Below are 24,897 nucleotides of genomic sequence, written 5' to 3'. Positions count from 1 at the left end.
GCGTCAGCCGTCGAGTCGTTCAGACAGCTCCAGCCACTGCTCCTCGAGCTCGTCGATCTCGGTTTGAAGGGCCTGAGCATCCTCGGTGAACCGCTGGAGCGCGGGGTAATCGGTGGGGTCGTGCTCGGCCATGTCGGAGTGGATCTTCTCCATCTGCACGGTCAACTTCTGGATGCGCCGTTCGACCGAGGCGACCTCCTTGGTCAGGGCGTGACGCTCAGCACCGCTCAACGTGGGCTCGGCGGCGTCATCGGAGGCATGGACAGTGGGCTCCGGGGCAGGGGTGGCGTCGCGCTCCTTCGCCAGGCGCAGATACTCGTCGACCCCGCCGGGGAGATGCCGCAGCGTCCCATCGAGGATCGCGTACTGCTGATCGGTGACGCGTTCGAGCAGATAGCGGTCATGGGAGACGACGATGAGGGTGCCCGGCCACGAGTCGAGGAGGTCCTCGAGAGCGGCGAGCATGTCGGCGTCGACATCATTGGTCGGCTCGTCCAGGACGAACACATTGGGTTCGTCGAGCAGGATCATCAGCAGTTGCAGTCGACGTTTCTGCCCGCCGGAGAGCTCCCCGACACGCGCCGAGAGGTGGGCGCGGGAGAAACCGAGGCGTTCCAGGAGTTGCGCGGGGGTGTACTCCCGGCCACCGATCGTGAAGGACGCCTGAGTGCGCGCCAGCACCTCCCGGACCCGATCGCCGGCGATCTCGGAGAGTTGGGAGAACTGCTGGTCCAACAGGCCGATCCGCACGGTCTTACCGTGCTTGACGCGCCCTGACGTGGGGGAGAGCGTCCCGCAGATCAGGCTGAGCAGTGTCGACTTGCCCGCCCCGTTGGCTCCCACGATCCCAGTGCGTTCACCGGGGCCGATCCGCCAGGTGACGCCGCGCAGCACATCGGTGTCGCCGAAACGCACGCCCGCGTTTTCGAGGTCGACCACATCCTTGCCAAGACGGGCCACGGCGAGGCGTTGCAGCGAGATCGAATCACGCGGCGGTGGCTCGTCCTCGATGAGTTGGTTGGCCGCCTCGACCCGGAACTTCGGCTTCGACGTGCGTGCCGGGGCGCCACGCCGCAGCCAGGCGAGTTCCTTGCGCATCAGATTCTGACGCTTGGCCTCGGTGGCGGCGGCGATGCGGTCACGTTCGACGCGTTGCAGCACATACGCGGCATAGCCGCCCTCGAAGGGCTCGACGATGCCCGAGTGGACCTCCCATGTGTCGGTGCAGACCTCGTCGAGGAACCATCGGTCGTGGGTGATCACCAACAATCCGCCGGCGTTGTGCGCCCAACGACGATGCAGATGGTCGGCGAGCCATGCGATGCCCTCGATGTCGAGGTGGTTGGTGGGCTCATCGAGCGCCAACACGTCCCACTCGCCCACCAGCAGCGCGGCGAGGGCGACCCTGCGCCGCTGCCCGCCGCTGAGTTCGGTGATGGTTGCGTCCCAATCCAGGTCAAAGACCAATCCGCCGATCACATCGCGGATGCGTGGATCACCGGCCCACTCATGCTCGGCGGCGTCGCCCACGATGGAGTGGCCGACCGTGGCATCGGGGGAGAGGTCATCGCTTTGGGAGAGGACGCCGATGCGCACACCGTTGCGCACGGTGACGCGGCCCTCGACCGGCTCGATCCGTCCGGTGAGCATGCCCATGAGGCTTGATTTGCCGTCACCATTGCGACCGACGATGCCGACGCGCTGGCCCTCTTGGAGGCCGAGCGTCACCGACTCGAAGACGACCTTCGTCGGATATTCGAGATGCAGGCCTTCCGCACCGAGGAGGATGGCCACGTCAGCGGCCGCGCATCTCCCGCCGCGAGCCCTTCATCGAAGGCATCGGGCCCTTCGGCATCGGCATCCGCGGACGAGTGGCGTCGATGGCGCGCAGCCGGCTGATCACCTCGGTGAGCTCGTACTTCTGCAGCACCTTCGGCATCTTCTGGATGTGGGAGGTCAGCTGCCCGAGGGGAACCTCGTTCTTCCGCTCTCCCATGATGATGGTGGTGACGGGTGCGTCGGTGAACTTCTCGTGCTTGCGCTGCTCACTGTTGAGCATGGCGCGGACACGGTTGGAGTCACCCTCGCCGATCAGCACGACCCCGCTACGGCCGACCGCACGATGGACCATGTCCTTGTGCTTGTTGAACGTCAGGGCGGGCGTCGAGGTCCAGCCCTTCGGAAGCATGTTCAAAGCCACTTCGGCCGATCCGGCCTGGCCCTGATAGCGCAGGAAGGTGGCCTTCTTGGCGCGTCGCGTGAGGACGATGGTTGTCAGCAGCAGGCCGACAGGAAGCCCCAGCAGCCCCACCATGATGGGGCGTCCGACGAGGAAGCCGATGGTCACGAGTACGACGATTGGAACGAGGAAGGCCACGAGCAGCAGCCACGGCAGATTCGGGTCGTGTTCCTTGGTGAGGCGGTAGACCTCGCGGATCTGCTTCAGCCGACCCATGTCCTTGGGGTCGGTGGAATTGCGCTTGCGTTCCTTCTCCGCCCTGCGCTTCGCCTTGGCTTCCTCCTGGAGACGCTTGACGCGGGCCTTGCCGTCGGCGCGGCGGCGGGCCGCCTTCTCCTTCTCGGAGAGTTGTTCGGTCACTTCGACTCCCTGGCCTCCATGGCCTGGCGGTACAATCGCCCGGCGCGGTACGAGGAACGGACCAGCGGCCCGCTCATGACACCCACGTAACCGATCTCCTCTGCCTCCTTGCCCAACTCGACGAACTCGTCGGGCTTCACCCATCGTTCGATGGGGTGGTGCAGCTTGGTCGGACGAAGGTACTGCGTGATCGTGATGATCTCGCACCCGGCGTCATACAGGTCCTGCAACGCCTGGGAGATCTCCTCGCGGGTCTCACCCATGCCGAGGATCAGGTTGCTCTTGGTGACCAGGCCGGCGTCGCGGGACTGCGTCAGAACATCGAGCGAACGCTCGTAACGGAAACCGGGACGGATGCGCTTGAAGATGCGCGGCACGGTCTCGACGTTATGGGCGAACACCTCCGGGCGCGCCTCGAACAGCTGACCGAGCAGCTCGGGGCGACCGTTGAAGTCGGGGGCGAGCATCTCGACGCCGACGCCGGGGTTGACCTCATGGACCTTGCGGATGGTCTCGGCATACAGCCACGCGCCGAGGTCGGGCTGATCGTCGCGGCAGACGCCGGTGATCGTGGCGTACTTCAACCCCATCGTCTGGACCGACTCGGCAACACGCTGGGGCTCACCGGTGTCGTACTCGGTGGGCTTCATCGACTCGATCTGGCAGAAATCACAACGCCGGGTGCAGAACTCGCCGCCGATGAGGAAGGTGGCCTCCCGATCCTCCCAACATTCGAAGATATTGGGGCAGCCGGCCTCCTGACACACCGTGTGCAGGCCCTCGTCCTTCACAAGATTCGAGAGCTCGCGGTACTCCGGGCCCATCTTCGCCTTCGTACGGATCCACGAGGGCTTCTTCTCGATCGGGGTCTCCTGATTGCGTGCCTCGACGCGCAGGAGCTTGCGGCCTTCGGGAGTCAACGTCATATCGCGCGATTCTAGCGCGCGGAGCTGGGGTTTTCGAGCGGGTCAGTCGACGTCGCGACGGGACCAGCGCAGAGTGCCGACCGTGCCGATGGCGAGGGTCCAGATCAGCAGCCGGATCATGGCCCAGAACGGCAGGTCATAGCTGGTGCCGCTGTCTGGGTGTCCCCTCGAGTAGCTGTTGTAGTTGTTGATCCCGTCGAACAGGTCCCCGATCGGCGCGATGGGCCCCCACGTGCTCGACAGGCCCGGAATCAGGATGTTGGAGACGAACAGCAGCGTCAGGTAGCCGGCTGCGACACCGAGCGCGGAGAGCGTCGAACCACACAGCGCGGCCGTGGCGGCGCCCATGACGGCCGCGCACACCGGAGTCAGCAGCGCCACCAGGAACAGCCACCCCAGGCCGTGCCCCGTCGATGTCACGACAGCGGGGAGATGGGTGGACGTGATCAGGAGGATGGTCGCCAGGACACCGATGGCCGTGGTGACGATGATGGCCAGCAGGCGGGCCCACCACACACGCTGACGCCGTGGGTGGAAGGTCAGCCACGTCCCCAGGGCACCGGAGCGGATGTCGCCCCCGACGTTGGCGACGGCGGTCAGGTACCCCCACATCGCGCCGAAGGTGGTGCAGATCAGCAGGTGGTCGAACGCATCGGTGTAGCCGTCGAAGCGAGCGACCATGCAGAGCGCCAACATGATGAGGGCGCCGACCCATGTACTGCGGCGACGTGCGTGTCTGTCGAGCTCGGCGCGAAACAGGCGAAGGAACGACGGATGGGGCGACGCGGTGGTCATCGAAGGCTCCCGTGATGTGGGTTGGTGCTGCTGGTGATCGGTGTCGGAGGAAGTTCACCGGGGCGGACACCCGGTGCGGTGAGTTGCAGGAACGTCTCCTCCAGGCCGGTGCTGACAGGGGTGAGCGACTCGACCCACAGCCCGGCGGCGGTGAGGGTCTGGGTGATGGCGTACCCGGGTTCGTCGCCCAACACGATGAGCGCGCCGCCTTCAGGGACCACCTGCCATCCGCGTTGCTGGAGGGTCTGCTGCGCCACCGATGCTGACGCCTCGTGGGCGGCGAGCGTCAGCCGCCACCGTTGACGGCCACCGGCGAATGCGTCGAGGCTTCCGGCGGCGACCGTGCGTCCACCATTGACGATGGTGATGTCGTCGGCGATCTGCTCCACCTCTGCCAGCAGGTGCGTCGAGATCAACACCGTGCGACCCTCATCGGCCAAACGACGGGTGAGCTGGCGCATGTGGCGGATGCCCTGGGGGTCCAGGCCGTTGGTCGGTTCGTCGAGGATGATCAGATCCGGCTCGGTGAGCAGGGCCGCAGCGATGGCGAGACGCTGCTTCATACCCAACGAATACGCCCCGTAGCGGATGTGGGCGGCGCTGTTGAGGTCACAGATGTCCAGTACACGGCCGATCTCACGGTTAGGCAGCCCCAGCGAACCGGCCAGATGGCGGAGGTTGCGGTACCCGGAGAACTCGGTCGGGAACCGAGGGCGTTCGACGATGGCCCCCACACGATGGATGACACGCGGGAGATGTTCTGGCACCTCGTGGCCGAACACACGCATGCGCCCGTTGCACCGAGTCAGGCCCATGAGAGCCCGGATCGTCGTGGACTTGCCGGCCCCGTTCGGGCCGAGGAAGCCATGAACGGTGCCGCGTCGCACGTGGAGGTCGATGCTGATGAGGGAGGGGGTGGTGCGCCCCCACCAGGTGGTGAAGGACTTGTTGAGTTGGTCCACCTCGACGGCCATCTCCGGAAGCATGCATCGAGCATGACACCACAGGGGTCATCGACCCATCGGCCCGCAGGCCATCGGGGGTCGGCCGTGAGTCGGTGATTCGGTGCTCAGGCGTAGGAGAGCTGGCTGCGCAGGTGGCGTTCGAACACGTCGGCGAACTCGGTCATCGAGGGGCATTGGTCGATCTCGTCACACAACCGCCCGACACCGGCGTCGGCGATGCCACAGGGGACGATGCCGCCAAAACCAGTGAGATCGCTGTCCAGGTTGAGCGAGATTCCATGCAGGGTCGTGTTGTGCGAAACGCGGATGCCGATCGCGCCGATCTTGCGCTCTGGTTTGGCGCCGTCGGCCGGGAGCCATGCGCCGGATCGTCCCTCGACGCGGTCGGCCTCGACGCCGTACTCGGCGAGGGTGTCGATCATCGCCTGCTCCATGTGACGGACGTAATCGACGACGCCGACCTTGTTGGGCAGCGTCACGATGGGGTACACAACGAGCTGCCCGGGACCGTGCCAGGTGATCTTTCCGCCACGGTCGACATCCACCACCGGGGTTCCGTCAGTGGGGCGTTCGTGGGGCTCGGTGCGCTTGCCAGCGGTGTAGGTGGCCGGATGCTGCAGGAAGATCGCGGTGGCCGGACGCCTCTGAGCGACCACGTCGGCATGGATCGAACGTTGCAGCTCCCATGCCTCCACATAATCGATCTGTTCGTTCTCGCGTCGCATGCACTCCAGGGCCATGGAGCGCACTGTACTCCTGCCGCTCAGATGGCGATGGAGGGCTGTTCGCCTTGACGTGGACGACAGCTTTGCTGTGGAAACCTGAGCACCGATGTTGGTGCCTGCGCTTCCACTGTGTGGTGGGGGCGGCTTCGGGAAGAACGTCCACAGCTTGGAGCCGTCCTCGAGCTGCGTCCACAGGGGCCTCATGCAGCGGTTCGAAAAGTGCAGGACCCATCCATCATGCGGGGCATGCAGATGCGACGGATGCTTTCACCAGCCTTGAGACACCGAGCGATGGCCCGCCACGGTCTGGTGACCCACGATGAACTTGATGCGGAAGGTCTCACCAGACGCGTGCGTTCACGGATGGTTGCCGATGGCACCCTGCGGCACGTGGGGAGAGGGCTCTACGCCGTTCACGCACCGACGCTTGGGACATGGGCCCGGGCCGGTGCAGTCATCGGCGGATCAGGCTCAGCGGTCGGGGGCTGGCACGCGCTGATCCTGCATGGCATCGACAGCATCGTGCCATCGATGCCCAGCGGTGCCGACAGAGTGATCACCGTGTGGACCCCGGCGCATGTACGTCGCAGCGCTCCTCCGAACGATCCGACGATGCGATGGTGGTTCCGGCGCGACTGCGCGAATCGGCTTACGCGCAGTACGCAGGTTCGACGGTTGGTCGACCGACACGATGCGGCTCTCGATGTGTGTGACGGCCTGCCCGAGTTGGATGTCATCGGCCTGATGACGCGGCTGCTCCAAGAGCGGCAGATTGACCCAGCGCGGCTTCTCGCACTGTTGGAGGGGCGTGCTCGTCACGGGCGCCGGAAACTTCTACGGGCGCTCGTCTCGGACGCGGCGCAGGGAGTCCATTCGGCGCTCGAACACCGGTACGTGAGTCGGGTGGAGCGGCCGCATCGATTGCCCACTCCTCAACGGCAGGTGATCGTCGGGCCGCGTGCGGCGGATGGTTGGTACAGCGATCAGGCTCTTGCGATCGAGTTCGATGGCTGGGGGTATCACCGGGACCGTGTCCACCTCGACACACGCATAGACAACCTGCGGGCGGCGATGGGCGTCGAGACCCTGCACTTCAGCTGGATGGACGTGGTGGGCGACCCCTGCGGCACGGCGTCCATCGTCGCCGCCATGCTCCAGCAACGGGGATGGGCCGGCTCGATGCGTCACTGTGGTGTGTGCCCCGCCAGATTGAACACAGTGGAAACGCACGCACCGTTGTCGGTGCACAGACTTCCAGTGAGACCGCAGAAGACGACAACGGCCGCACACCACCAGAGGTGATGTGCGGCCGTTGACTGTCAGCCGGGGTTCAGCGCAGCCGGGGACTCAGAGACCGAACTCGGCTCCGAAGTCTCCCTCCTCCAGGCGCTCCTTGACGGCGCTGAGGAATCGAGCAGCGTCGGCGCCATCGACCAAACGGTGGTCGTAGGTGAGCGACAGGTACATCATGTCGCGCACCGCGATGGTTTCGCCGAGGTTGGTATCGGTCATCACCATCGGACGCTTCACCAGCGCGCCGGTCCCCAGGATCGCCACCTGGGGCTGGTTGATGATCGGTGTGTCGAACAGCGTGCCACCCGAACCGTAGTTGGTGATGGTGAACGTGCCGCCGGTCAGGTCGTCCGGTGAGAGGTCACCCTTGCGGGTACGTGCAGCCACATCACCGATCTGGCGAGCCAGACCACCGACGTTGAGATCGCCGGCGTTCTTGATCACAGGGACCAGCAGGCCACGCTCGGTGTCCACGGCGATGCCGATGTGCTCGGCATCGCTGTAGGTGGCGGTACCGGCGTCGGTGTCGATGGTCGCGTTGACCTTCGGGAACTGCTGCAGGGCCTCGACGGCTGCCTTCGTGATGAACGGCAGGTAGGACAGCGATACGCCGTTGCGCTTCTTGAAGTCCTCCTTCGCGACCTTGCGGATCCGCGAGATCAGGGTCAGATCCACCTCAACCGTGGCGGTCAGCTGGGCCGAAACCTGCAGCGACTCGGTCATACGCTTGGCGATGGTCTTGCGCAGACGGCTCAACTTCTCCGTGGTGCCACGCTTCGCAGCGGCCTCCGGGCTCGGCTTGGGAGCCGAGGCCCCGGTGGGAGTCTCCTTCGCGGCGGGAGCCTGTGAAGCAGCCGGAGCAGCGGCAGCGTCGAGAACATCCTGCTTGCGGATGCGGCCACCAACGCCGGTGCCCTTGATCGAGGAGAGATCGACACCCTTCTGCTCGGCGAGCTTGCGGACGAGCGGCGTCACATACTGCCCCTCATCGCTGTTGCTCGCACGCGGAGCCACGACGTTCTTCGCCACCGGCTCAGGGGTCGGGATCGGGGCCTGCCCACCTTCATCGCCGGCAGCGGCCTGGGCCTTCGAACCGGGCTCGTCGACGCCCTGCTCGTCCTGCTCCTCCTGAGCAGGAGCCTCCTGCTTGGGCTCTTCCTTGGGGGCCTCTTCCTTGGGAGCCTCCTGCTTGGGTGCTTCCTGCTTGGCAGGAGCCGCAGAACCATCGCCGACGATGGCGAGGACCTCGCCGACCTCGATGGTGTCGTCCTCGTTGGCCCGGATCTCCAGCAGGGTTCCTGCGACGGGGGAGGGGACTTCGGTGTCGACCTTGTCGGTCGAGATCTCCACGAGCGCCTCGTCCACCTCGACGCTGTCGCCGACGCTCTTGAGCCACTGCGAGACGGTGCCCTCGGTCACGGACTCACCGAGAGCGGGGAGCGTCACCTCGGTGCCGGAAGCGGTGCCGCCACCGGAGGACGGCTGGTCCTCGGCCGGCTTCTCCTGCGCGGGCTCATCCTTCGGCTGCTCGGGTTCTGCCTGCGGAGCTTCTGCGGCGGGAGCCTCTTCAGCCGGGGCCTCGCCCTCATCACCGATGATGGCGAGGACCTCGCCGACCTCGATGGTGTCGTCCTCGTTGGCCCGGATCTCCAGCAGGGTTCCGGCGACGGGGGATGGGACTTCGGTGTCGACCTTGTCGGTCGAGATCTCCACGAGCGCCTCGTCGACTTCGACGCGGTCGCCGACGCTCTTGAGCCACTGTGAGACGGTGCCCTCGGTGACGCTCTCGCCGAGCGCCGGAAGAGTTACGGAAGTCGACATGTACGAGCTCCTCAACGTGAGATTTCTGTGCGTTGCCCACCCTAGCCGTAATCAGTCAGGGGCGTGGAGGGGCTTGCCCGCCAGAGCCATGGCCGCTTCGCCCAGCGCTTCGTTTTGGGTGGGGTGCGCATGCACCAACTGGGCCACCTCATCGGCATGGGCGCCCCACGCCGTGATGAGTTGCGCCTCGCCGACCTGCTCGCCCATACGTCCACCGACCATGTGCACACCGACGATCTCTCCGGCCGGATTCGACACGAGCTTGACCAGCCCGGCGGTCTGCAGGATCTGCGAGCGCCCATTGCCGCCGAGGTTGTAGGAGTAGGTGCTGGCCTCGCCGTATTCCTGCTCGGCCTGGGCCTGCGTCAACCCCACCGAAGCGATCTCCGGGTCGCAGTAGGTGACCTTCGGGATCTCGCGATCCAGGACCGGCGCGGGAGCGCGCTCGATCAGTCCTTCGCGATGTGCGATCTCCTCGGCAACGAAGATGCCGTGGGCGAACCCCCGATGGGCCAGCTGCAGGCCCGGCACGATGTCACCGACAGCCCAGACGCCGGGAGCCGAGGTGCGCAGACGCTCATCGACCACCACGAAGTCTTCAGCCATCTCGACGCCGACCTCGGCGAACCCGAGCCCCTGCGTGGAGGGGCCGCGCCCCACGGCGACGAGCAGGACATCGGCGGTGAGCGTCTTACCGTCCTTCAGGGTCAGTTCGACGTTGTGCTCACCTGAATCCACCGATGACATCGGCGAACCGGTGTGCGCGGTGATGCCACGTTTACGGAAGGCGCGGGCCAGCGTCTTGGAGATCTCGGGCTCTTCGTTGGGGACGAGACGGTCTGCAGCCTCGACGATCTGCACATCCACACCCAGTGATGCCCACGCCGACGCGAACTCGACGCCGATGACGCCACCGCCGAGCACGATCGCCGATTCCGGCAGGGACGCAAGCTGCAATGCATGCTCGCTGGTGAGGATGCGCTCGTTGTCGATGGGCAGCCCCAGCGTGCGCGAATACGAACCGGTCGCCAGGACGATGTCGGGAGCATGCAGGATGCGGTCACCCACGGCAACGGCGGGGCGACCCCGGTCCTCGACGAGGCGTCCGGCACCTTCCACCGTCTCTATGCCGCGCCCCGACACCATGCCGGTGAGTCCCTTGTACAGACGGTCGATGATGCGCTCGGCATACGCCCCCACGGCGGAGGCGTCGACCGAATCCAGAGAAGCGGTCACTCCGACGGCTGAGGCGTCCCGCACGGTGTCAGCCACCTCGGCTGCGTGCAGCCATGCCTTCGTGGGGATGCAGCCGCGATGCAGACAGGTGCCGCCCACCTTGCTCTGCTCGACCAGCGCAACGCGCCTTCCCAACTGTGCCGAGCGAAGGGCGGCGGCATAGCCGCCACTGCCGGCACCAAGAACCACAACGTCGTAGTCATCAGCCATGGCCGCCATCTTGGCACGGCACGTGCACTTTCGCAGCCCATCGGCAGGATGAGGCGTTTAAGATGTCGGGGTGGGAATCTGGGACCGATTGCGGAAGGGCCGTCGTGAACGCACCGACGCCGCCCGTCCCCTGACGAATGAGGCATTCGCCGACCACCTGCAGAATTTCGTCGACACGCGGTGGGGAGTGGAGGCGTGGGTGGAGGAGGCGCAGAAGTTCGCGCGCCCATCGATTCTGCTCGTCGCCTTCGACGGAGAATTCACCCGTAGGCAGGTGCCCAGCGAGACCTGGGCCTACCGGTGGGCGGATGCACGGGGTATCCCCGCACACCGCGCCGGCGTCGTGCCCTACCCCCAACGGATGCGGGATCACATCGCGCGGGAGAAGGCTCGACGCCGGCGTCAGTGACGGGGGATTCGGTCAGCCCTCGAGGGAGCGAGCGACCTCCACGAGGGTGCGCACGGCGACACCGGTGCCGCCGGACGGCGTGTAACCGCGGGGGCCCTTGTCGTTGAAGCCGGGCCCGGCGATGTCCAGGTGCGCCCAGTTGGTGTCGGTGTCGACGAAGTGGCGGAGGAACGCGGCGGCCTGCTGGGCGCCGCCGGCACGGTCACCGGAGGACTTGATGTCGGCGACCTTCGACTCGAGTGCTTCACGGGCCCATTCCGGCACCGGCATCGGCCACACGTCCTCGCCGGCGACCTCGGCGGCGTCGAGCAGCAGCTCGCCGACACCGGCGTCATCGGAGAAGATGCCGAACGTGCGCTGACCCAGGGCCACCATGCACGCACCGGTGAGGGTGGCGACGTCGACCACCAGGTCGGGGTCATCGGCATTGGCGCGGGCCAGAGCGTCGGCCAGCACCAAGCGTCCCTCGGCGTCGGTGTTGGCGTTCTCCACGGTGGTTCCGCCGTACATGGTGAGAACGTCCGAGGGGCGGTAGGCGGTGTGTGACGGCATGTTCTCGGCCATCGGCGCGTACGTGGTGACCTTCACCTTCAGCCCGAGATCGGCGATGGCGCGAGTGGCGGCAAGCACCGCAGCGGCTCCGCCCATGTCGGAGCGCATCGTGTACATCGAGGTGCTGGGCTTGAGGTTGAGACCACCGGAGTCGAATGTGATGCCCTTGCCGACCAACACCAGGTGGGCCGACGCGCCACGCGGGGCGTACGACAGGCGGGCGAGGCGTGGTTCGCGGCTGGAACCGCCACCGACGGTCACGATGCCGCCGTAGCCGCCGCGGCGAAGAGCCTCGTGGTCGAGCACCTCCACGTTGATCTTGTTACGGGACGCCGCTGCGAGAGACTTGGCCGAATCGGCGAAGGTCTCGGGGTACAGCAGGTTGGCGGGGGTGTTGACCCACTCGCGTGCGGTGATGACCGCCGAAGCGATGGCCTCGGCCTCGGCGACCTGGGCCTTGTCAGCCTCGGCGACGACGGTGATGCGAGCGACCTTGGGGCGCACCGCTTCGCTGCGCACACCCGCGTACTCGTACTGGCCGAGCAGGGCACCTTCGGCGACCGCGCGGAACTGTTCGGGTTCCTCGGTGGGCAGCAGGACCGCGATGTTCAGCGCCGGGCCCTCATCGCCGTTGGCCAGGCTCCCCGCAGCTCGGGCGGCCGAGCCGGCCGCCTCGCGGAGCTGTTCGGGAGTGGGCTCCACATCGCCGAGGCCCACGACCACGACGCGGTGGTTCGGGGCGGGCAGCACGGTGGTGGAGTTGAGTTTGCTCTTGGCGCCGAGCTGTCGGGCCATCTCGGTGGCGTCCACACCCATCGACTTCGCGTACTGCTTGGTCCATGACGAGGGAACGCCGACAATCTCATCACCCTGGAGACCGACAACGACGACATCGGCGTTGCGCGGCAGGGACTTGGCAGCCGAAAGCGCGGGCATTGCGGGAGTGGTCACGGGTGTCCTTCCGACGTGTGTCGCTCGACGTCAAGGTGGCGTCGAGCCGAGACGTGCGCCTCATCGCCACTCTAACGAGTGCGGTAACTTGACCGAACCGACCCCTGTATCAGGAGGAAGCCAATGAGTGACGCCGCATTGCGTAGGTCCCCGCTCCACGACGCACACGTGGAATCCGGCGCGAAGTTCGCCCCGTTCGGAGGATGGGAGATGCCGCTGGAGTATGACGGCGGAGGTGTGGTGGCCGAACACCACGCCGTGCGTGACCATGTGGGAGTGTTCGACGTCTCCCATCTGGGTGCAGCGCGAATCGTGGGCGCCGGCGCGCTGGAGCACGCGAATCGGGTCCTTTCCAATGACCTCGCCAAGATCGTCGACGGCAAGGCCCAGTACACGATGTTGTGCACGCCCGAGGGCGGCGTCGTGGACGACATGCTCATCTACCGATTCGGCGATGAGGAGCTTTTCGTCATCCCCAATGCCGCCAACAACGCCGAGGTCGTGCGTCTGCTCGCGGACGAGGCCCCGGAGGGCGTCGAGGTCGTCAACGAGCATGGGAAACACACGATCATCGCGGTTCAGGGCCCCAACAGCCCGGCCCTGCTGGAGAAGATGGGGCTCCCGACCGACCACGAGTACATGAGCTTCGCCCGGGCCGAACTCGACGGCGTTCCGCTGACGGTCTGCCGAACCGGCTACACCGGTGAGAAGGGCTATGAGCTCGTTGCTCCCGCCGAACACGCCAGGAAACTGTGGGACGCGGTGTTCGCAGCCGACCCCGAGGCCGTTCCCGCCGGGCTGGGCGCCCGGGACACCCTCCGCACCGAGATGGGGTACTCGCTGCACGGCAACGAGATCTCCACCGACATCACCCCGGTGGAGGCACGACTGGGCTTCGCCCTCGGCTGGAGGAAGCCCGAGTTTCGGGGACACGAGGCGCTGCGCGCACTCAAGGAGAAGGGGCCCGAACGCATCTCCCGTGCGCTGCGCGCGGTGGGGCGCGCGATCCCGCGTCCGGGGATGGCGGTGCTGGACGCCGACGGGAACGAGATCGGGGTGGTGACCTCCGGTACGTTCAGCCCGACGCTCAAGCAGGGAATCGCCCTGGCGCTCGTCTCGCCCGGTGTCCAGCTGGGCGACACGGTGCAGGTGCAGGTGCGGCGTCGTACCGAACCTTTCGAGGTGGTGAAGCCGCCGTTCGTGGAACCGGGGGTCTCCTCCTGAAGAAGACCGCAGAGGCGAGTGCACTGGTGGACGCCGTCCTGGCCTCGGTGCGGCGTCGAGGTCTCCGTGCCAAGGTCCGAGACGGCGCCGTGGTGGTCGACGGCGTGGGGGAGCGCATCGAGGATCTCGAGCGCACCCACGCCCGTCTCCTGTCACGCGGGTGGGACGGTGATGCCTCGATCGAATGGCTCGTCGATGGGCTCCTGGCGGCACATCGGCATCGCCGTGATGCGGTGCCGGCCGCGAGCGTCCGGTGGAAGCTGACCGATCCGCGACGTTTCCCGGTGCCGTGGGCGGTTCCTGCTCCCGCCGGGCTGGCCGCATATCCGGTGCGCGACGAACTCGATCGCACCGAACGTCTGACAGGGGCCCAGATCGACGACCTGGGTGGGCTCGACGAGTTGTTCGCGCGGACGCTGAGGACAACGCTCGCCGAGCCCGCCCAACGGCGGCCCCTGCGCATCGAACGGTTCGACGGCCAGGCCCTGCGGGGTGATGTCTACACCGCCTCGAGACTGCTCGATCTCCCAGCGATGGTGGAGGCGCTCGGACTCACCCACGGGCCCGTTGTGCTGGCGGTACCTGCGCACACCGAGATATGGACGCTCGCCGTGCCGCCGGCCACGGATTGGCGGGAGGCGGCCTGGGCGGTGAGTGCTCGAGTGGGGCGCCACGCCGAGGAGACAGGCGGTGCGCTCTGCGCAGGCACCTTCCTCATGACCGGCAGCGGCCCGATCGGCCCGGAGCTGCGTCCGGCGTCGCGGATCATCGGGGGCCGGATCGAGATGGTGGGTGATCAGAGCGGGTCAAGTCCCATCGGACCGTAGACCACCTCGCCGTCCTCCAACAGCGTCACCTCGGACACACCTTCGGCGCTGAGCTCGGTGAAGTTCAGCGTGAGCCACTCCTCGGCGTCGGCCTGGTCGGAGAATGTCTCTTCGATGGTCCCGATGTCGGGTCGCCAGGTGAACATCAGGTCAGACGCTCCTGTGGTGAGGCGTTGCCGACGATCGAGGGGTCACGCGTCACATGATCGCCGAGGATCTCATCGACCTGGGCCATGACGTCGGCCTCCAGCCGGTGGCCTGCGGCCTCGGCATTGCCATGTACCTGTTCGGGGCGCGACGCGCCGGTGATGGCACAGGACACCTGCTCGTGGCTGAGCACCCATGCGAGCGCGAACTGAGCCAACGTCAGTCCATGTTCCTCGGCCAGCGGAGCCAGCCGTTGCACGCGGGTGAGCAGATCATCGGTGAGGAGGTTCTCGATGAACTGTGAACCTCCTTCGCTGGTGGCGCGTGAACCCTGGGGCGGGGCCTGACCCGGGAGGTACTTGCCGGTGAGGACGCCCTGGGCGATGGGGGAGAACACGACCTGCCCCATTCCGAGATCGGCGCAGGCGGGCATGACCTCGTCTTCGATGATGCGCCACAACATGTTGTACTGCGGTTGGTTCGATACGAGCGGGATGTGCAGCTCACGGGCCAATCCGTGCGCCCTGCGGATCTGCTCCACGGTCCACTCGCTGACGCCGATGTAATGTGCCTTGCCCTGATGCACGATGTCGGCGAACGCCGACATCGTCTCCTCCAGCGGCGTGGCGTGGTCGAAACGGTGTGCCTGATAGAGATCCACGTAGTCGGTTCCCAGACGCCGCAATGAGCCATGGATCGATTCCATGATGTGCTTGCGCGACAGCCCGGTGTCGTTCGGGCCCTTCGGGCCGGTGGGGAAATAGACCTTCGTGAAGATCTCCAGACTCTCCCGCCGCTGCCCGGCCAGAGCCTGCCCGAGAACCTCCTCGGCGACGGTGTTGGCATACACATCGGCGGTGTCGAACGTCGTGATGCCTGCATCCAATGCTGCGTGGACACAGGCCGTTGCCTGTTCAGCCTCGATCTGCGAACCGTGCGTCAGCCAATTGCCGTACGCGATCTCGGAGACCTTGAGGCCACTGTTGCCCAGATGTCGGAACTCCATGTGGTCAGTCTGGCACGAAGGTGCCTTGACCAGGTGGCGTGGTTATCTTGTACCCGACCGGTCGGTGAATCGAGGAGCAAGGAGAAGACACGATGAGTGATGCGAACTGGCAGCCTGAGGGGCAGTGGCGAGCCGGCGGCCCCGAGCCCCACGGGAACGCCCACGACCCCGGGTTCAACCCGGCTCCTCATCCGCAGGCCCCGCAGTACGGCTTTCAGCAACCGCTCAACGCTGGGCAGATCCCACCTGGATCGATGATCCCGGTCTCGCCGCAGGAACACCAAGCAGAGAAGAGCATGGCGTCGTTCTCGCACTGGGGTGCGATCTTCCTCAGCTGGCTCGCGGGCCTCATCGGTCTGCTCGCCAAGCCTGCGCAGGGAGGCCGGTACCAAGAGATCCATGCCAAGGAGTCGTTGAACTTCTCGATCATCATGTTGATCGGCTATGCGATCAACTACATGCTCACGTTCATGCTCATCGGTTTTCTGACGGGCCTCATACAGTTCGGCTTCGACATCTACATGCGCATCAAAGCGTCCGGAGCGGCCGAACGTGGGGAGATGCCCACCTACTGGCTGCCGTTCCGCGTTCTGAACTGACCGGCGGAGAGCGGACCGTCAGATCTTCTCGCCACGCCGGACGCGCGGCTTGGGGTTGCGCATCGGGCGCAGCGAGATCACGCGGTTGAACAGGTAGAAGCGCAGCCCCAGGCCGGAGATGTCGGTCAACCGCGGCATGCGCTCGCGCAGCAGCGTGCGGTACCGGCGCCAGCACAGCACGCCATCGATGATCGACAGCAGGATGTAGCCGTACATCACATATGCGATCGGATTGGTGTGGTTCGGCCACATGATGCTGGCGGCCAGGTTGAGCAGGAGGATCGGGAGGACGAACTCCGCCAAGCTCCAACGGGAGTCCACCACATCGCGCAGCAGCTCCTTCTCCGGTGTCCGGTCACGTGCCTCGTAGGCTTCCATGCGTGCACGGCGCTCGGCCTCACGGGCCTGCTTCTTGCGTTCCTTCGGAGAGAGCTGCAGCCGACGACGGCGCTCGGCCTCGGCCTGCCTGCGGGTGGGGGTCGGGCGACCCTTCGCCTCTCCGGGGCGGCGTTCCCTCCTGGTCGTCTCGGTCGGCCCCGCTTCGGACGTCTGCTGCGCTGACTTCTCGTCAGATCGTCCGAACAGCTTCACGTGTGCCTCCGAAGGTCAGGGTCGTTGGTCGAGGGAGCCCGGTCACACCCGAGGTGCGGGAGCGGTGAGGACATTCTAGGCTGGACCCCACCAAGCCGCTAGCTGGAAGGACGCCCGCCCCATGGCCGGACTGTTCAAGCGTATGTCCTCCGTTTTCCAGGCGAAGGCCGACAAGGCCCTCGACAAGATGGAGGATCCGCGAGAGACCCTCGACTACTCGTACAAGCAGCAGCAGGAGTTGCTGCAGAAGGTTCGCCGCGGCGTCGCCGACGTCGCGACGAGCCGTAAGCGTCTGGAGCTGCAGGCCCAGCAGCTTCAGCAACAGATCGACAAGCTCACTGGTCAGGCACAACAGGCTCTCCAGGTGGGGCGTGAGGATCTGGCTCGGGAGGCGCTGACCCGCAAGTCGGGTCTCCAGACCGAGCTGAGTGACCTGCAGGTCCAGCACAATCAGCTCCAGGCCGAGGAGGAGAAGCTCATCTCGGCGCAGCGTCGCCTTCAGGCGAAGGTGGAGGCCTTCCGCACCAAGAAGGAGACGCTGAAGGCCACCTACTCGGCTGCGCAGGCGCAGACGCAGGTGAACGAGGCCTTCACCGGCATCGGCGAGGAGATGGGCGATGTCGGCATGGCCATCCAGCGTGCCGAGGACAAGACGATGGAGCTGCAGGCGCGGGCATCGGCGACCGACGAGCTGATGGCCTCCGGCGCTCTCGACGACATGACCGGCTCCAGCAAGGACTCCCTGACCCGCGAGTTGGAGGAACTGTCGTCCGGCAGTGACGTCGAGAACGAACTCGCACAGCTCAAAGCCCAGATCGGCGGTGGGGCGCAACGGCCGATGCTCGATCAGGGAGACCAGGGAACCGGAGATCTCGGCCCGGCACGTTTCGATCAGAACCAGCAGTGGCAGAACGGGGGTCAGCAATGATCGTGCGAGTACTGGGGCAGGGGCAGTTCGACCTGGACGACGCCAAGGTCGATGCCCTCAACGAGATCGACGACCAGCTTGAGCAGGCCGTCGAAGCGAATGACCAGGCGGCGCTCACCACCGCATTGACGGCTCTGATGATGCAGGTTCGTGAACATGGGCGCCCCGTGGCCGACGATGAGTTGGCCGAATCCGAGCTCATCCTGCCGGGGCCGGATGCGACCCTGGCCGACATGCACGAGATGCTCGGAGACTCCGAGGAAGGACTCATTCCCGGCTGATCAGCCCGGGTAGAGCCACATCTCGACCCACCAGCCCATTGCGAAGGCGAAGCCGAGCACCCCGAAGATCACGGCGAGACCCCAGAACACCTGTCCGCGGGTGTCGGGAAAACCGCCGAGATCTCGGGGTGTTCTGGCAACCGCGTAGAACATCGGCCCGATGGCCGCCAACAGCGCGGCCACCAGCATGGTCGGGAGCATCGACCATGTCTTGCCCGGTGAACACAGGTCGGGGCAGACCACGACGCTGCCGGCGATGGCAGTCCCGGCCGAAGCCACCCACCCACTGAGGCCCAGGATGGCGGCGAGACCGATCGCGACCGGTGCCGACGTCTGCCACCGGCGCAGCAGGGGCAGGAACACCGCGAGGCCGACGCAGGCCAACAGTGCGAAGGCGGCGGCCACGGCGAAGGGGACATCACCGCCGATCATGCCCGGGGCGACGAGTCCCAGGAACCACTGGAAGAGCAGCAGGTAGAAACCCCATGCGCCCGCAGCGGCGAACAGGGCCGGGACGACGTGACGGACGAGAACTCTTCGGGCTTGCACAGAGTCCAGTGTGCAGGGTGGGACAATGTGCGTCATGCGAGTGGTGGTGGCAACCGATCGGATCGGTGACCTGGATTCAGCCGGAGTGGGCTCGGCGTTGGCCGCCGGATGGCAACGCACGGCTCCTTGGGCTGAGCTGGCTGTGGTGCCGATGGGCGAGTCGGCCCGGGGCTTCGGTGGTGCTGCGGCTGCTCTCCTCGGTGTCGAGGCGATGCTGCTGGCGGCCGAGGGGGGCGCGGTGGTGGCCGCCGATCGGGCGACGCTGGTGATCTCGGTCGAACAGCAGGTGGATCACCGGGCGTGGGTGCCGCTCGGGTCGTCGGTGGAACTCGGCCGCATGGTGGCCGAACAGATTCGGGAACATCGACCCCGGCACCTCGTGATCGATGTGGGAGGTGTGGCGGCCCAAGATGGTGGTGCCGGTTTCCTGCACGGACTCGGTGCACGTGCTGACGCCCCACTCGATGAAGGGGTCACCGGCCTGCGCGGGATCACCGACGTGGACCTGTCGCCGGTGCATCACCTCCTTGCAGAGGTGGATGACATCACCGTGATCGTTCCCGATGCCGAGGCCGAGATTCCTCTGCTGGGGCTGCGCGGCACCACCTCCCTGCGTGGCTCGGCCGCACGTCAGGAGCCGGGAAGCGTTCTGGAGAACCAGGACATGCTCGACGCCGATGCCGCCCTGGAGGCCTTCGCCGCCGCCGTGGATCCAGAGGCCGCCGGGCGCCCGGGAGCCGGCGCCTGTGGTGTGGCCTTCGCGCTCCTGGCCCTCGGTGCCGATGTGGGCGGTGGCCCGCGTTGGTGTGGGGATCGCGCGGGGATCGAGCGGACGCTGGCCCACGCCGATGTCGTTCTCACCGGCACCGATCTGTTCGACTTCGCCTCGCGTGGCGGGGGCGTCGTCCAGCACATGGCACACCTGTCGGAGGTCGCACTGCGCCCCTGCATCGCCGCGGCCGGCGCCGTGGTCATCGGCGCCAGGGAGATGCGTTCGATGGGGATCGAATCGGCCTATGCCGTCGACGAGCTCGCGGGGGAGCGTCAACCCATGGTCGGGGCTGACGATCTGGTGGAGCTGGGTGCCCGGATCGCCCGGACCTGGGATCGTTGACCCATCGGGGAATGCGGCGTCACGACGCGGTGTTCCGCTCCACATCCGGGACTTCAAGGGCTCGACCCTTCAACTCCTCGCGAGACTTACCTACACTGGGCCCGTCCACTCACAGGAGGCATCACATGACTGAGACCACGGCCGTTGCCGACGGCATCACCTTGACCGACGAAGCCGCCGCCAAGGCCAAGGCCCTGCTGGACCGCGAAGGTCGCGACGACCTCTCGCTCCGGTTGGCGGTGCAGCCCGGCGGATGCTCTGGGCTGCGCTATGAGCTGTACTTCGACGAGCGCGAGATGGACGGTGACGTAGTCAAGGACTACGACGGGCTGAAGGTCGTCACCGACCGCATGAGCGCCCCGTACCTGAACGGCGCCACCATCGATTTCGTCGACTCGATCGAGAAGCAGGGCTTCACCATCGACAACCCGAATGCGCAGGGATCCTGTGCATGTGGGGACAGCTTCCACTGATCCAGGCCTTTCGGCGCCAATCCGACCCTCCGGTCGACCTGCCCGTTCCAAGGGCAGCGTTCGGGGGGTCGGATGGGTTAGGGTGGGACCGCTTCGGGCCTGCCCGAGGTGGTTCGGCAGCCCGTGGAAAGCGGGCGGGATTTCAGAAAGGTGAGATGTGAGTCTGACCAAGGCAACGAAGTCGCGTCGCATCGTCGGTGGTGCGGGCGCGGCCATGGCCGTGGCCCTGTTGAGTGGGTGCTCCGGCACCGGGGGTCCGGGTCGCTGGCAGCATCTGGGTTACCCCTCTCCGTCCACCGAGTCGGCTGAACAGATCGGGCAGCTCTGGGTGGGCGCCTGGATCGCCATCGCGGTGATCGGCACCCTCGTGTGGGGCCTCATGGGCTGGGCGTTCATCCGGTACCGCCGCCGCTCCGCGAACGACCGTCCGAAGCAGACGACGTACAACCTCCCGCTGGAGATCATGTACACCATCGTCCCGTTCCTGATCGTCGGCGTGCTGTTCGCTTACACCGTCAAGACGCAGGACGCGGCGCTGGAGATGCGCGAGGAGCCTGATGTGACCATCGATGTGGTGGCACAGAAGTGGTCCTGGACCTTCAACTACAGCGAGGAGGAGGTGTGGGACGCCGGCACCGTCGAGACGATCCCCACCCTCTATCTGCCCGTCGACGAGCGTGTGCAGTTCAATCTGCATGCCAGCGACGTCATCCATTCGTTCTGGGTTCCGTCGTTCTACATGAAGATGGATGCCGTCCCCGGACGCACGAACACATTTCAGGTGACCCCCAACGCTGAGGGCGTCTATGCGGGCAAGTGCGCCGAGCTGTGCGGCACCTACCACTCGGCGATGCTGTTCAACGTGGAGATCGTCTCCCGCGCGGAGTACGACGCGAAGATGGCCGAACTGGAGGAGAAGGGCCAGACCGGCCAGGTCATGGGTACTGAGGGAGCCAACGAGCTCGCTCAGCGAGAGGGAGGACACTGATGGCCAGCCTTGACAGGGCATCGACGACCGCCACGAGCACCACGCTGCCGAAGCGTCGCTTGGGTGCCATGGCCTTGGAGATCCTGACGACGACCGACCACAAGTTGCTCGGGATCATGTACAGCGTGAGCGCTTTCGCGTTCTTCCTGGTGGGTGGCGTCATGGCCCTCGGCATCCGTGCCGAGCTCGCCCTGCCCGGTATGCAGTTCATGAACCTCGAGTTCTACAACCAGCTCTTCACGATGCACGGCACCGTGATGCTGCTGATGTTCGGCACCCCGATGTTCTCCGGCTTCGCGAACTACCTCGTGCCGCTGCAGATCGGTGCGCCCGACGTGGCGTTCCCGCGTCTGAACTCATTCGCCTTCTGGCTGTTCATCTTCGGTTCGCTCATCGCACTCGGCGGTTTTCTGACGCCGCAGGGTGCCGCGAGCTTCGGCTGGACCGCTTACGTGCCGCTGGCCAACGCCGAGCACAGCCCGGGCGTCGGTGGTGACCTGTGGCTCATGGGTCTGTACTTGCTGGGTCTGTCGTCCATTCTCGGCGCGGTGAACTTCATCACCACCATCGCGACGCTGCGTGCGCCCGGCATGACCATGTTCCGTATGCCGATCTTCACGTGGAACGTGCTGGTCACCTCGCTGCTGGTGCTGCTGGTGTTCCCCGTGCTCGCCGCCGGACTGCTGGTGCTGTTCTCCGACCGCAACTTCGGCACCCACGTGTTCGACGCCGCCAACGGCGGCCCGATCCTGTGGCAGCACCTCTTCTGGTTCTTCGGACACCCCGAGGTGTACGTGCTGGCGTTGCCGTTCTTCGGCATCATCACCGAGATCATTCCGGTGTTCTCCCGCAAGCCCGTCTTCGGGTATGTCGGCCTTGTCGCCGCCACGCTGTCGATCGCTGCGCTGTCGGCCGCTGTGTGGGCACACCACATGTTCGTGACCGGTGCGGTGTCCCTGCCGTTCTTCTCGTTCATGACCTTCCTCATCGCGATTCCGACAGGTGTGAAGTTCTTCAACTGGATCGGCACCATGTGGCGCGGTTCGGTCTCGTTCGACACCCCGATGCTCTGGTCCGCCGGCTTCCTGACGACCTTCCTCTTCGGTGGCCTGACCGGTGTGATCCTCGCCAGCCCGCCGCTGGACTTCCAGGTCTCCGACACCTACTTCGTGGTGGCGCACTTCCACTACGTGCTCTTCGGCACCGTGGTGTTCGCGATGTTCGCCGGGTTCTATTTCTGGTGGCCCAAGGCCTTCGGCCACAAGTTGAACGAGACGCTGGGGAAGGTCCATTTCTGGATCCTGTTCTTCGCGTTCCACATCACCTTCCTCGTCCAGCACTGGCTGGGCACCGAGGGCATGCCGCGTCGTTACGGTGACTACCTCTCCAACGAGGGCTTCACGATCTTGAACCAGGTCTCGACCGTGGGTGCCTTCATGCTGGGTGTGTCGTTCATCCCGTTCTTCATCAACATCTGGATCAGCCGCAAGAGCCCGGCGATCACGGTCGATGATCCGTGGGGCTGGGGACGTTCGATGGAGTGGGCCACCTCGTGCCCGCCTCCGCCGAAGAACTTCACGCGTCTGCCTCGCGTCCGCTCGTACTCGCCGGCCTTCGACCTGCATTACCCCGAGATGGGGTTGGGCGGCGGCCATGCCGAGGAACTCGTCCAGGTTGGCGCGGATGCCCCCGTGCACGAAGAGGAGAAGAACCTGTGAAGCGCAGCATGCAGACCGAGGGGAAGATCTATCTTCCCATCGTCATCTTCTTCGGTATCGCGACAGTGCTGTACATCTTCTTCGGCAAGGTTGACGGCAGGGTCGAGATGGCGGGGACCACGGCCCTCACTCTGAGTTTTCTCATGGCGATCATGCTCTGGGGTGCGTTCTGGGTCCATGGGCGGACGCTCGATCCGCGGCCCGAGGATGATCTGGACGCTGAGGTGGCAGACGGTGCCGGAGAGTTGGCGTTCTTTCCGCCGAGCTCCATCTGGCCGTTCTGGTGCGCGGTCACCGCGAGCTTGATCTTTCTCGGGATCATCCTCGGATGGTGGATCTCGCTCATCGGCGTCGGCGTCGGCATCTGGGCCGTTTCGGGCTGGTGCTACCAGTACTATCGCGGCGTGTACCGCCACTGATTCATCCCGTGTGACCTCGAAGAGGGGCGCCCGATCTCACCAGCTGGTGTGGATGGGGCGCCCCTCTTCATAGCCAGAGGCCGACTGTATGCCGATCGTTGCGCATTCGGCGAAGGTCTCCAGATCAGCCGCGCCGGCGTAGGTGCAGGAGGATCTCACTCCCGACACGATGAAGTCGATGAGGTCCTCGACGCCCGGGCGCTGTGGATCCAGATACATCTGTGAACTGGAGATGCCTTCCTCGAAGAGCGCGGCCCGCGCTCGGTCGAAGGCCGACTGGTTCTTGGTGCGGTTGCGCACGGCGCGTGCGGAGGCCATTCCGAAGGACTCCTTGTACTGGCGTCCCCCGGCGTCGGACATGAGATCTCCGGGCGATTCGTAGGTTCCGGCGAACCACGAGCCCACCATCACCGAGCCCGCACCCGCGGCCAGGGCGAGGGCCACGTCGCGGGGGTGGCGGACACCGCCGTCGGCCCACACCGATGCCGAGTCCGCGCGAGCCGCCTCGGCGCATTCGAGGACGGCACTGAACTGGGGCCGTCCCACACCGGTCTGCATGCGCGTTGTGCACATGGCTCCGGGGCCGACACCGACCTTCAGGATCTCCGCTCCGGCGTCCACCAGATCGTGCACACCATCGGCTGTCACGACATTGCCGGCCACGATCGGAACCCGACGCTCGTGAGCGTCGACGACACGTCGGACCGAACGGAGTGCCTCCAGCATCTTCTCCTGGTGACCATGCGCGGTGTCGACCACCAGGACATCGGAGCCAGCGTCCAGAAGGCGCTCTGCGCGGCCGGCCACGTCACCATTGATTCCCACCGCAGTGCCGATGCGGAGCCGGTCGTCGGCGTCCACTGCCGGGGAGTACAGAGCACTGCGCAGGGCGCCCCTGCGGGTCATGACGCCCAACAGGGCGGTGTCCTGCACGGCGAGGGCGACCTCCTGGTGGGTTGCGGAGAGTTCGTCGAAGATCTCCTTGGGAGACGCCGAGGGATCGACGGTCACCAGATCGGTGTTCATGACGCTGTGCGCTTGAGCAAAACGATCCACTTCCTGGCAGTCGGCCGGAGCGATCACGCCGAGCGGTCGAGGGGAGCCGTGACGGTCCCCGTCGACGACGACGGCCATACCGTGAGAACGCTTGGCCATGAGGCTGATGGCCACGCCGATCGTGGTGTCCGCCGAGACCATCACCGGCGTGTCGAAGGCCAGGTGTGCCTGCTTGACCCGGGCGATGGTCTCGGCGACCTTCTCGGTGGGGATGTCCTGCGGAATGATCGCGAGACCGCCACGACGCGCGACGGTCTCGGCCATCCGCCGCCCCGAGACCGCCGTCATGTTGGCGACCACGAGGGGGAGGGGAGTGGCGAGCCCGTCGGTGCTCGACAGGTCCACCTCGAGTCGGGACGAGACGCCGGAGCGTCGCGGCACCATGAAGACGTCGTTGTAGGTGAGGTCGTGCTGGGGCTGCTGATCGTTGAGAAAGTGCACGCTCGTAGCGTAACCGCACCTCGGAGACGACGAGACCCCACGTGCACTCGGTGC

Annotated in this window: 26 protein-coding genes; 12 read left to right on the top strand and 14 right to left on the bottom strand. The window is 66.0% G+C overall.

The window, feature by feature from the left end; translation table 11 throughout:
* Positions 1-3: 3 nt before the first annotated feature.
* From FB460_RS03280 to lipB, 6 genes are all read right to left on the bottom strand, one after another.
* Positions 4-1,794: an ABC-F family ATP-binding cassette domain-containing protein gene (locus tag FB460_RS03280; protein ID WP_142092662.1), complete on the bottom strand. Its 1,791-nt coding sequence runs from the start codon at positions 1,792-1,794 to the stop codon at positions 4-6.
* A gap of 1 nt (position 1,795) precedes the next feature.
* Positions 1,796-2,599: a DUF4191 domain-containing protein gene (locus FB460_RS03275; protein WP_246044223.1), complete on the bottom strand. Its 804-nt coding sequence runs from the start codon at positions 2,597-2,599 to the stop codon at positions 1,796-1,798.
* On the bottom strand, positions 2,596-3,525 hold the full coding sequence (gene lipA / locus FB460_RS03270; protein ID WP_142092661.1) for a lipoyl synthase: 930 nt from the start codon (positions 3,523-3,525) through the stop codon (positions 2,596-2,598). The genes FB460_RS03275 and lipA overlap by 4 nt, the downstream gene beginning before the upstream one ends.
* 42 nt (positions 3,526-3,567) lie before the next feature.
* Positions 3,568-4,320, bottom strand: coding sequence for a hypothetical protein (locus tag FB460_RS03265; RefSeq protein ID WP_142092660.1), 753 nt, complete (start codon positions 4,318-4,320; stop codon positions 3,568-3,570).
* Complete coding sequence (locus FB460_RS03260) at positions 4,317-5,306, bottom strand: ABC transporter ATP-binding protein (RefSeq protein ID WP_142092659.1); 990 nt, start codon at positions 5,304-5,306, stop codon at positions 4,317-4,319. The genes FB460_RS03265 and FB460_RS03260 overlap by 4 nt, the downstream gene beginning before the upstream one ends.
* A gap of 83 nt (positions 5,307-5,389) precedes the next feature.
* Positions 5,390-6,025 (bottom strand): lipoyl(octanoyl) transferase LipB, encoded by a 636-nt coding sequence (gene lipB, locus FB460_RS03255; RefSeq protein ID WP_142092658.1) that lies wholly within the window; start codon positions 6,023-6,025, stop codon positions 5,390-5,392.
* Between the two features lie 375 nt (positions 6,026-6,400).
* On the opposite strand from lipB, the gene FB460_RS03250 reads away from it, so the two are divergent.
* Complete coding sequence (locus FB460_RS03250; protein WP_142092657.1) at positions 6,401-7,312, top strand: hypothetical protein; 912 nt, start codon at positions 6,401-6,403, stop codon at positions 7,310-7,312.
* A 45-nt stretch (positions 7,313-7,357) separates the two neighbouring features.
* Here FB460_RS03250 and sucB read toward each other — a convergent pair whose 3' ends face one another.
* Positions 7,358-9,124, bottom strand: a complete 1,767-nt coding sequence (sucB, locus tag FB460_RS03245; protein ID WP_142092656.1) for a 2-oxoglutarate dehydrogenase, E2 component, dihydrolipoamide succinyltransferase — start codon at positions 9,122-9,124, stop codon at positions 7,358-7,360.
* A 51-nt stretch (positions 9,125-9,175) separates the two neighbouring features.
* On the bottom strand, positions 9,176-10,570 hold the full coding sequence (gene lpdA / locus FB460_RS03240) for a dihydrolipoyl dehydrogenase (RefSeq protein ID WP_211345806.1): 1,395 nt from the start codon (positions 10,568-10,570) through the stop codon (positions 9,176-9,178).
* A gap of 70 nt (positions 10,571-10,640) precedes the next feature.
* On the opposite strand from lpdA, the gene FB460_RS03235 reads away from it, so the two are divergent.
* Positions 10,641-10,979 carry a hypothetical protein gene (locus FB460_RS03235; protein WP_142092654.1) on the top strand — a complete coding sequence of 113 codons (339 nt, stop codon included), beginning with the start codon at positions 10,641-10,643 and terminating at the stop codon, positions 10,977-10,979.
* 12 nt (positions 10,980-10,991) lie between these two features.
* Here the strand turns inward: FB460_RS03235 and FB460_RS03230 are convergent, their stop codons facing one another.
* Complete coding sequence (locus FB460_RS03230; RefSeq protein WP_246044222.1) at positions 10,992-12,482, bottom strand: leucyl aminopeptidase; 1,491 nt, start codon at positions 12,480-12,482, stop codon at positions 10,992-10,994.
* 123 nt (positions 12,483-12,605) lie between these two features.
* Here FB460_RS03230 and gcvT point away from each other — a divergent pair, with 123 nt between their 5' ends.
* Entirely contained in the window at positions 12,606-13,706 is a 1,101-nt protein-coding gene (gene gcvT, locus FB460_RS03225; RefSeq protein WP_142092653.1) for a glycine cleavage system aminomethyltransferase GcvT, read from the top strand.
* A 26-nt stretch (positions 13,707-13,732) separates the two neighbouring features.
* Complete coding sequence (locus FB460_RS03220; protein ID WP_142092652.1) at positions 13,733-14,533, top strand: hypothetical protein; 801 nt, start codon at positions 13,733-13,735, stop codon at positions 14,531-14,533.
* On the opposite strand, the gene FB460_RS03215 is transcribed toward FB460_RS03220, so the two are convergent.
* Together FB460_RS03215 and FB460_RS03210 are read right to left on the bottom strand one after the other, a co-directional pair.
* Positions 14,503-14,679, bottom strand: a complete 177-nt coding sequence (locus FB460_RS03215; RefSeq protein WP_211345805.1) for a hypothetical protein — start codon at positions 14,677-14,679, stop codon at positions 14,503-14,505. The genes FB460_RS03220 and FB460_RS03215 overlap by 31 nt on opposite strands.
* Entirely contained in the window at positions 14,679-15,686 is a 1,008-nt protein-coding gene (locus tag FB460_RS03210; RefSeq protein ID WP_142092650.1) for an aldo/keto reductase family protein, read from the bottom strand. Before FB460_RS03210 ends, FB460_RS03215 begins: the two co-directional genes overlap by 1 nt.
* Positions 15,687-15,778: 92 nt before the next feature.
* Between FB460_RS03210 and FB460_RS03205 the strand changes: the two genes are divergently transcribed.
* A complete protein-coding gene (locus tag FB460_RS03205) occupies positions 15,779-16,285 on the top strand; it encodes a DUF4870 domain-containing protein (RefSeq protein ID WP_142092649.1) in 507 nt (168 codons plus the stop codon).
* A gap of 18 nt (positions 16,286-16,303) precedes the next feature.
* Here the strand turns inward: FB460_RS03205 and FB460_RS03200 are convergent, their stop codons facing one another.
* A complete protein-coding gene (locus FB460_RS03200; protein WP_142092648.1) occupies positions 16,304-16,876 on the bottom strand; it encodes a DUF3043 domain-containing protein in 573 nt (190 codons plus the stop codon).
* Between the two features lie 121 nt (positions 16,877-16,997).
* Here FB460_RS03200 and FB460_RS03195 point away from each other — a divergent pair, with 121 nt between their 5' ends.
* Positions 16,998-17,804 carry a PspA/IM30 family protein gene (locus FB460_RS03195; protein WP_142092647.1) on the top strand — a complete coding sequence of 269 codons (807 nt, stop codon included), beginning with the start codon at positions 16,998-17,000 and terminating at the stop codon, positions 17,802-17,804.
* Positions 17,801-18,085, top strand: coding sequence for a PspA-associated protein PspAA (gene pspAA / locus FB460_RS03190; protein ID WP_142092646.1), 285 nt, complete (start codon positions 17,801-17,803; stop codon positions 18,083-18,085). The genes FB460_RS03195 and pspAA overlap by 4 nt, the downstream gene beginning before the upstream one ends.
* Here pspAA and FB460_RS03185 read toward each other — a convergent pair whose 3' ends face one another.
* A complete protein-coding gene (locus FB460_RS03185; RefSeq protein WP_142092645.1) occupies positions 18,086-18,634 on the bottom strand; it encodes a hypothetical protein in 549 nt (182 codons plus the stop codon).
* Positions 18,635-18,668: 34 nt separating this feature from the next.
* Here FB460_RS03185 and FB460_RS03180 point away from each other — a divergent pair, with 34 nt between their 5' ends.
* The 5 genes from FB460_RS03180 to FB460_RS03160 all read left to right on the top strand — a co-directional run bounded on the left by FB460_RS03180 (position 18,669) and on the right by FB460_RS03160 (position 23,346).
* Positions 18,669-19,748, top strand: coding sequence for a glycerate kinase (locus tag FB460_RS03180; RefSeq protein ID WP_170209928.1), 1,080 nt, complete (start codon positions 18,669-18,671; stop codon positions 19,746-19,748).
* Positions 19,749-19,873: 125 nt separating this feature from the next.
* Complete coding sequence (locus tag FB460_RS03175; RefSeq protein WP_142092643.1) at positions 19,874-20,221, top strand: HesB/IscA family protein; 348 nt, start codon at positions 19,874-19,876, stop codon at positions 20,219-20,221.
* A gap of 157 nt (positions 20,222-20,378) precedes the next feature.
* On the top strand, positions 20,379-21,209 hold the full coding sequence (gene ctaC / locus FB460_RS03170; protein ID WP_246044221.1) for an aa3-type cytochrome oxidase subunit II: 831 nt from the start codon (positions 20,379-20,381) through the stop codon (positions 21,207-21,209).
* Positions 21,209-22,927: an aa3-type cytochrome oxidase subunit I gene (gene ctaD / locus FB460_RS03165; RefSeq protein WP_142092642.1), complete on the top strand. Its 1,719-nt coding sequence runs from the start codon at positions 21,209-21,211 to the stop codon at positions 22,925-22,927. The genes ctaC and ctaD overlap by 1 nt, the downstream gene beginning before the upstream one ends.
* Entirely contained in the window at positions 22,924-23,346 is a 423-nt protein-coding gene (locus FB460_RS03160) for a cytochrome c oxidase subunit 4 (RefSeq protein ID WP_246044220.1), read from the top strand. The genes ctaD and FB460_RS03160 overlap by 4 nt, the downstream gene beginning before the upstream one ends.
* A gap of 36 nt (positions 23,347-23,382) precedes the next feature.
* Here the strand turns inward: FB460_RS03160 and FB460_RS03155 are convergent, their stop codons facing one another.
* The gene (locus FB460_RS03155; protein ID WP_246044219.1) at positions 23,383-24,843 is read right to left on the bottom strand and encodes a GuaB1 family IMP dehydrogenase-related protein; all 1,461 of its coding nucleotides are present in this window, start codon (positions 24,841-24,843) and stop codon (positions 23,383-23,385) included.
* Positions 24,844-24,897: the final 54 nt, after the last annotated feature.

It is taken from the genome of Propioniferax innocua (genome assembly GCF_006716235.1).
GTDB classification, from domain to species: domain Bacteria; phylum Actinomycetota; class Actinomycetes; order Propionibacteriales; family Propionibacteriaceae; genus Propioniferax; species Propioniferax innocua.
The sequence above is the reverse complement of the archived record's forward strand: the minus strand, read 5'-3'. Positions and strand labels throughout refer to the sequence as shown.

Excerpts from the sequence above, each read along its gene's own strand:
- FB460_RS03180 (WP_170209928.1), top strand. The coding sequence starts at position 18,669 with ATGCGAGTGGTGGTGGCAACCGATCGGATCGGTGACCTGGATTCAGCC.
- gcvT (WP_142092653.1), top strand. The coding sequence starts at position 12,606 with ATGAGTGACGCCGCATTGCGTAGGTCCCCGCTCCACGACGCACACGTG.
- sucB (WP_142092656.1), bottom strand. The coding sequence starts at position 9,124 with ATGTCGACTTCCGTAACTCTTCCGGCGCTCGGCGAGAGCGTCACCGAG.
- lipB (WP_142092658.1), bottom strand. The coding sequence starts at position 6,025 with ATGGCCCTGGAGTGCATGCGACGCGAGAACGAACAGATCGATTATGTG.
- FB460_RS03195 (WP_142092647.1), top strand. The coding sequence starts at position 16,998 with ATGGCCGGACTGTTCAAGCGTATGTCCTCCGTTTTCCAGGCGAAGGCC.
- FB460_RS03215 (WP_211345805.1), bottom strand. The coding sequence starts at position 14,679 with ATGTTCACCTGGCGACCCGACATCGGGACCATCGAAGAGACATTCTCC.
- FB460_RS03210 (WP_142092650.1), bottom strand. The coding sequence starts at position 15,686 with ATGGAGTTCCGACATCTGGGCAACAGTGGCCTCAAGGTCTCCGAGATC.
- lipA (WP_142092661.1), bottom strand. The coding sequence starts at position 3,525 with ATGACGTTGACTCCCGAAGGCCGCAAGCTCCTGCGCGTCGAGGCACGC.
- lpdA (WP_211345806.1), bottom strand. The coding sequence starts at position 10,570 with ATGGCTGATGACTACGACGTTGTGGTTCTTGGTGCCGGCAGTGGCGGC.
- FB460_RS03265 (WP_142092660.1), bottom strand. The coding sequence starts at position 4,320 with ATGACCACCGCGTCGCCCCATCCGTCGTTCCTTCGCCTGTTTCGCGCC.
- FB460_RS03175 (WP_142092643.1), top strand. The coding sequence starts at position 19,874 with ATGACTGAGACCACGGCCGTTGCCGACGGCATCACCTTGACCGACGAA.
- FB460_RS03205 (WP_142092649.1), top strand. The coding sequence starts at position 15,779 with ATGAGTGATGCGAACTGGCAGCCTGAGGGGCAGTGGCGAGCCGGCGGC.
- pspAA (WP_142092646.1), top strand. The coding sequence starts at position 17,801 with ATGATCGTGCGAGTACTGGGGCAGGGGCAGTTCGACCTGGACGACGCC.
- FB460_RS03260 (WP_142092659.1), bottom strand. The coding sequence starts at position 5,306 with ATGCTTCCGGAGATGGCCGTCGAGGTGGACCAACTCAACAAGTCCTTC.
- ctaD (WP_142092642.1), top strand. The coding sequence starts at position 21,209 with ATGGCCAGCCTTGACAGGGCATCGACGACCGCCACGAGCACCACGCTG.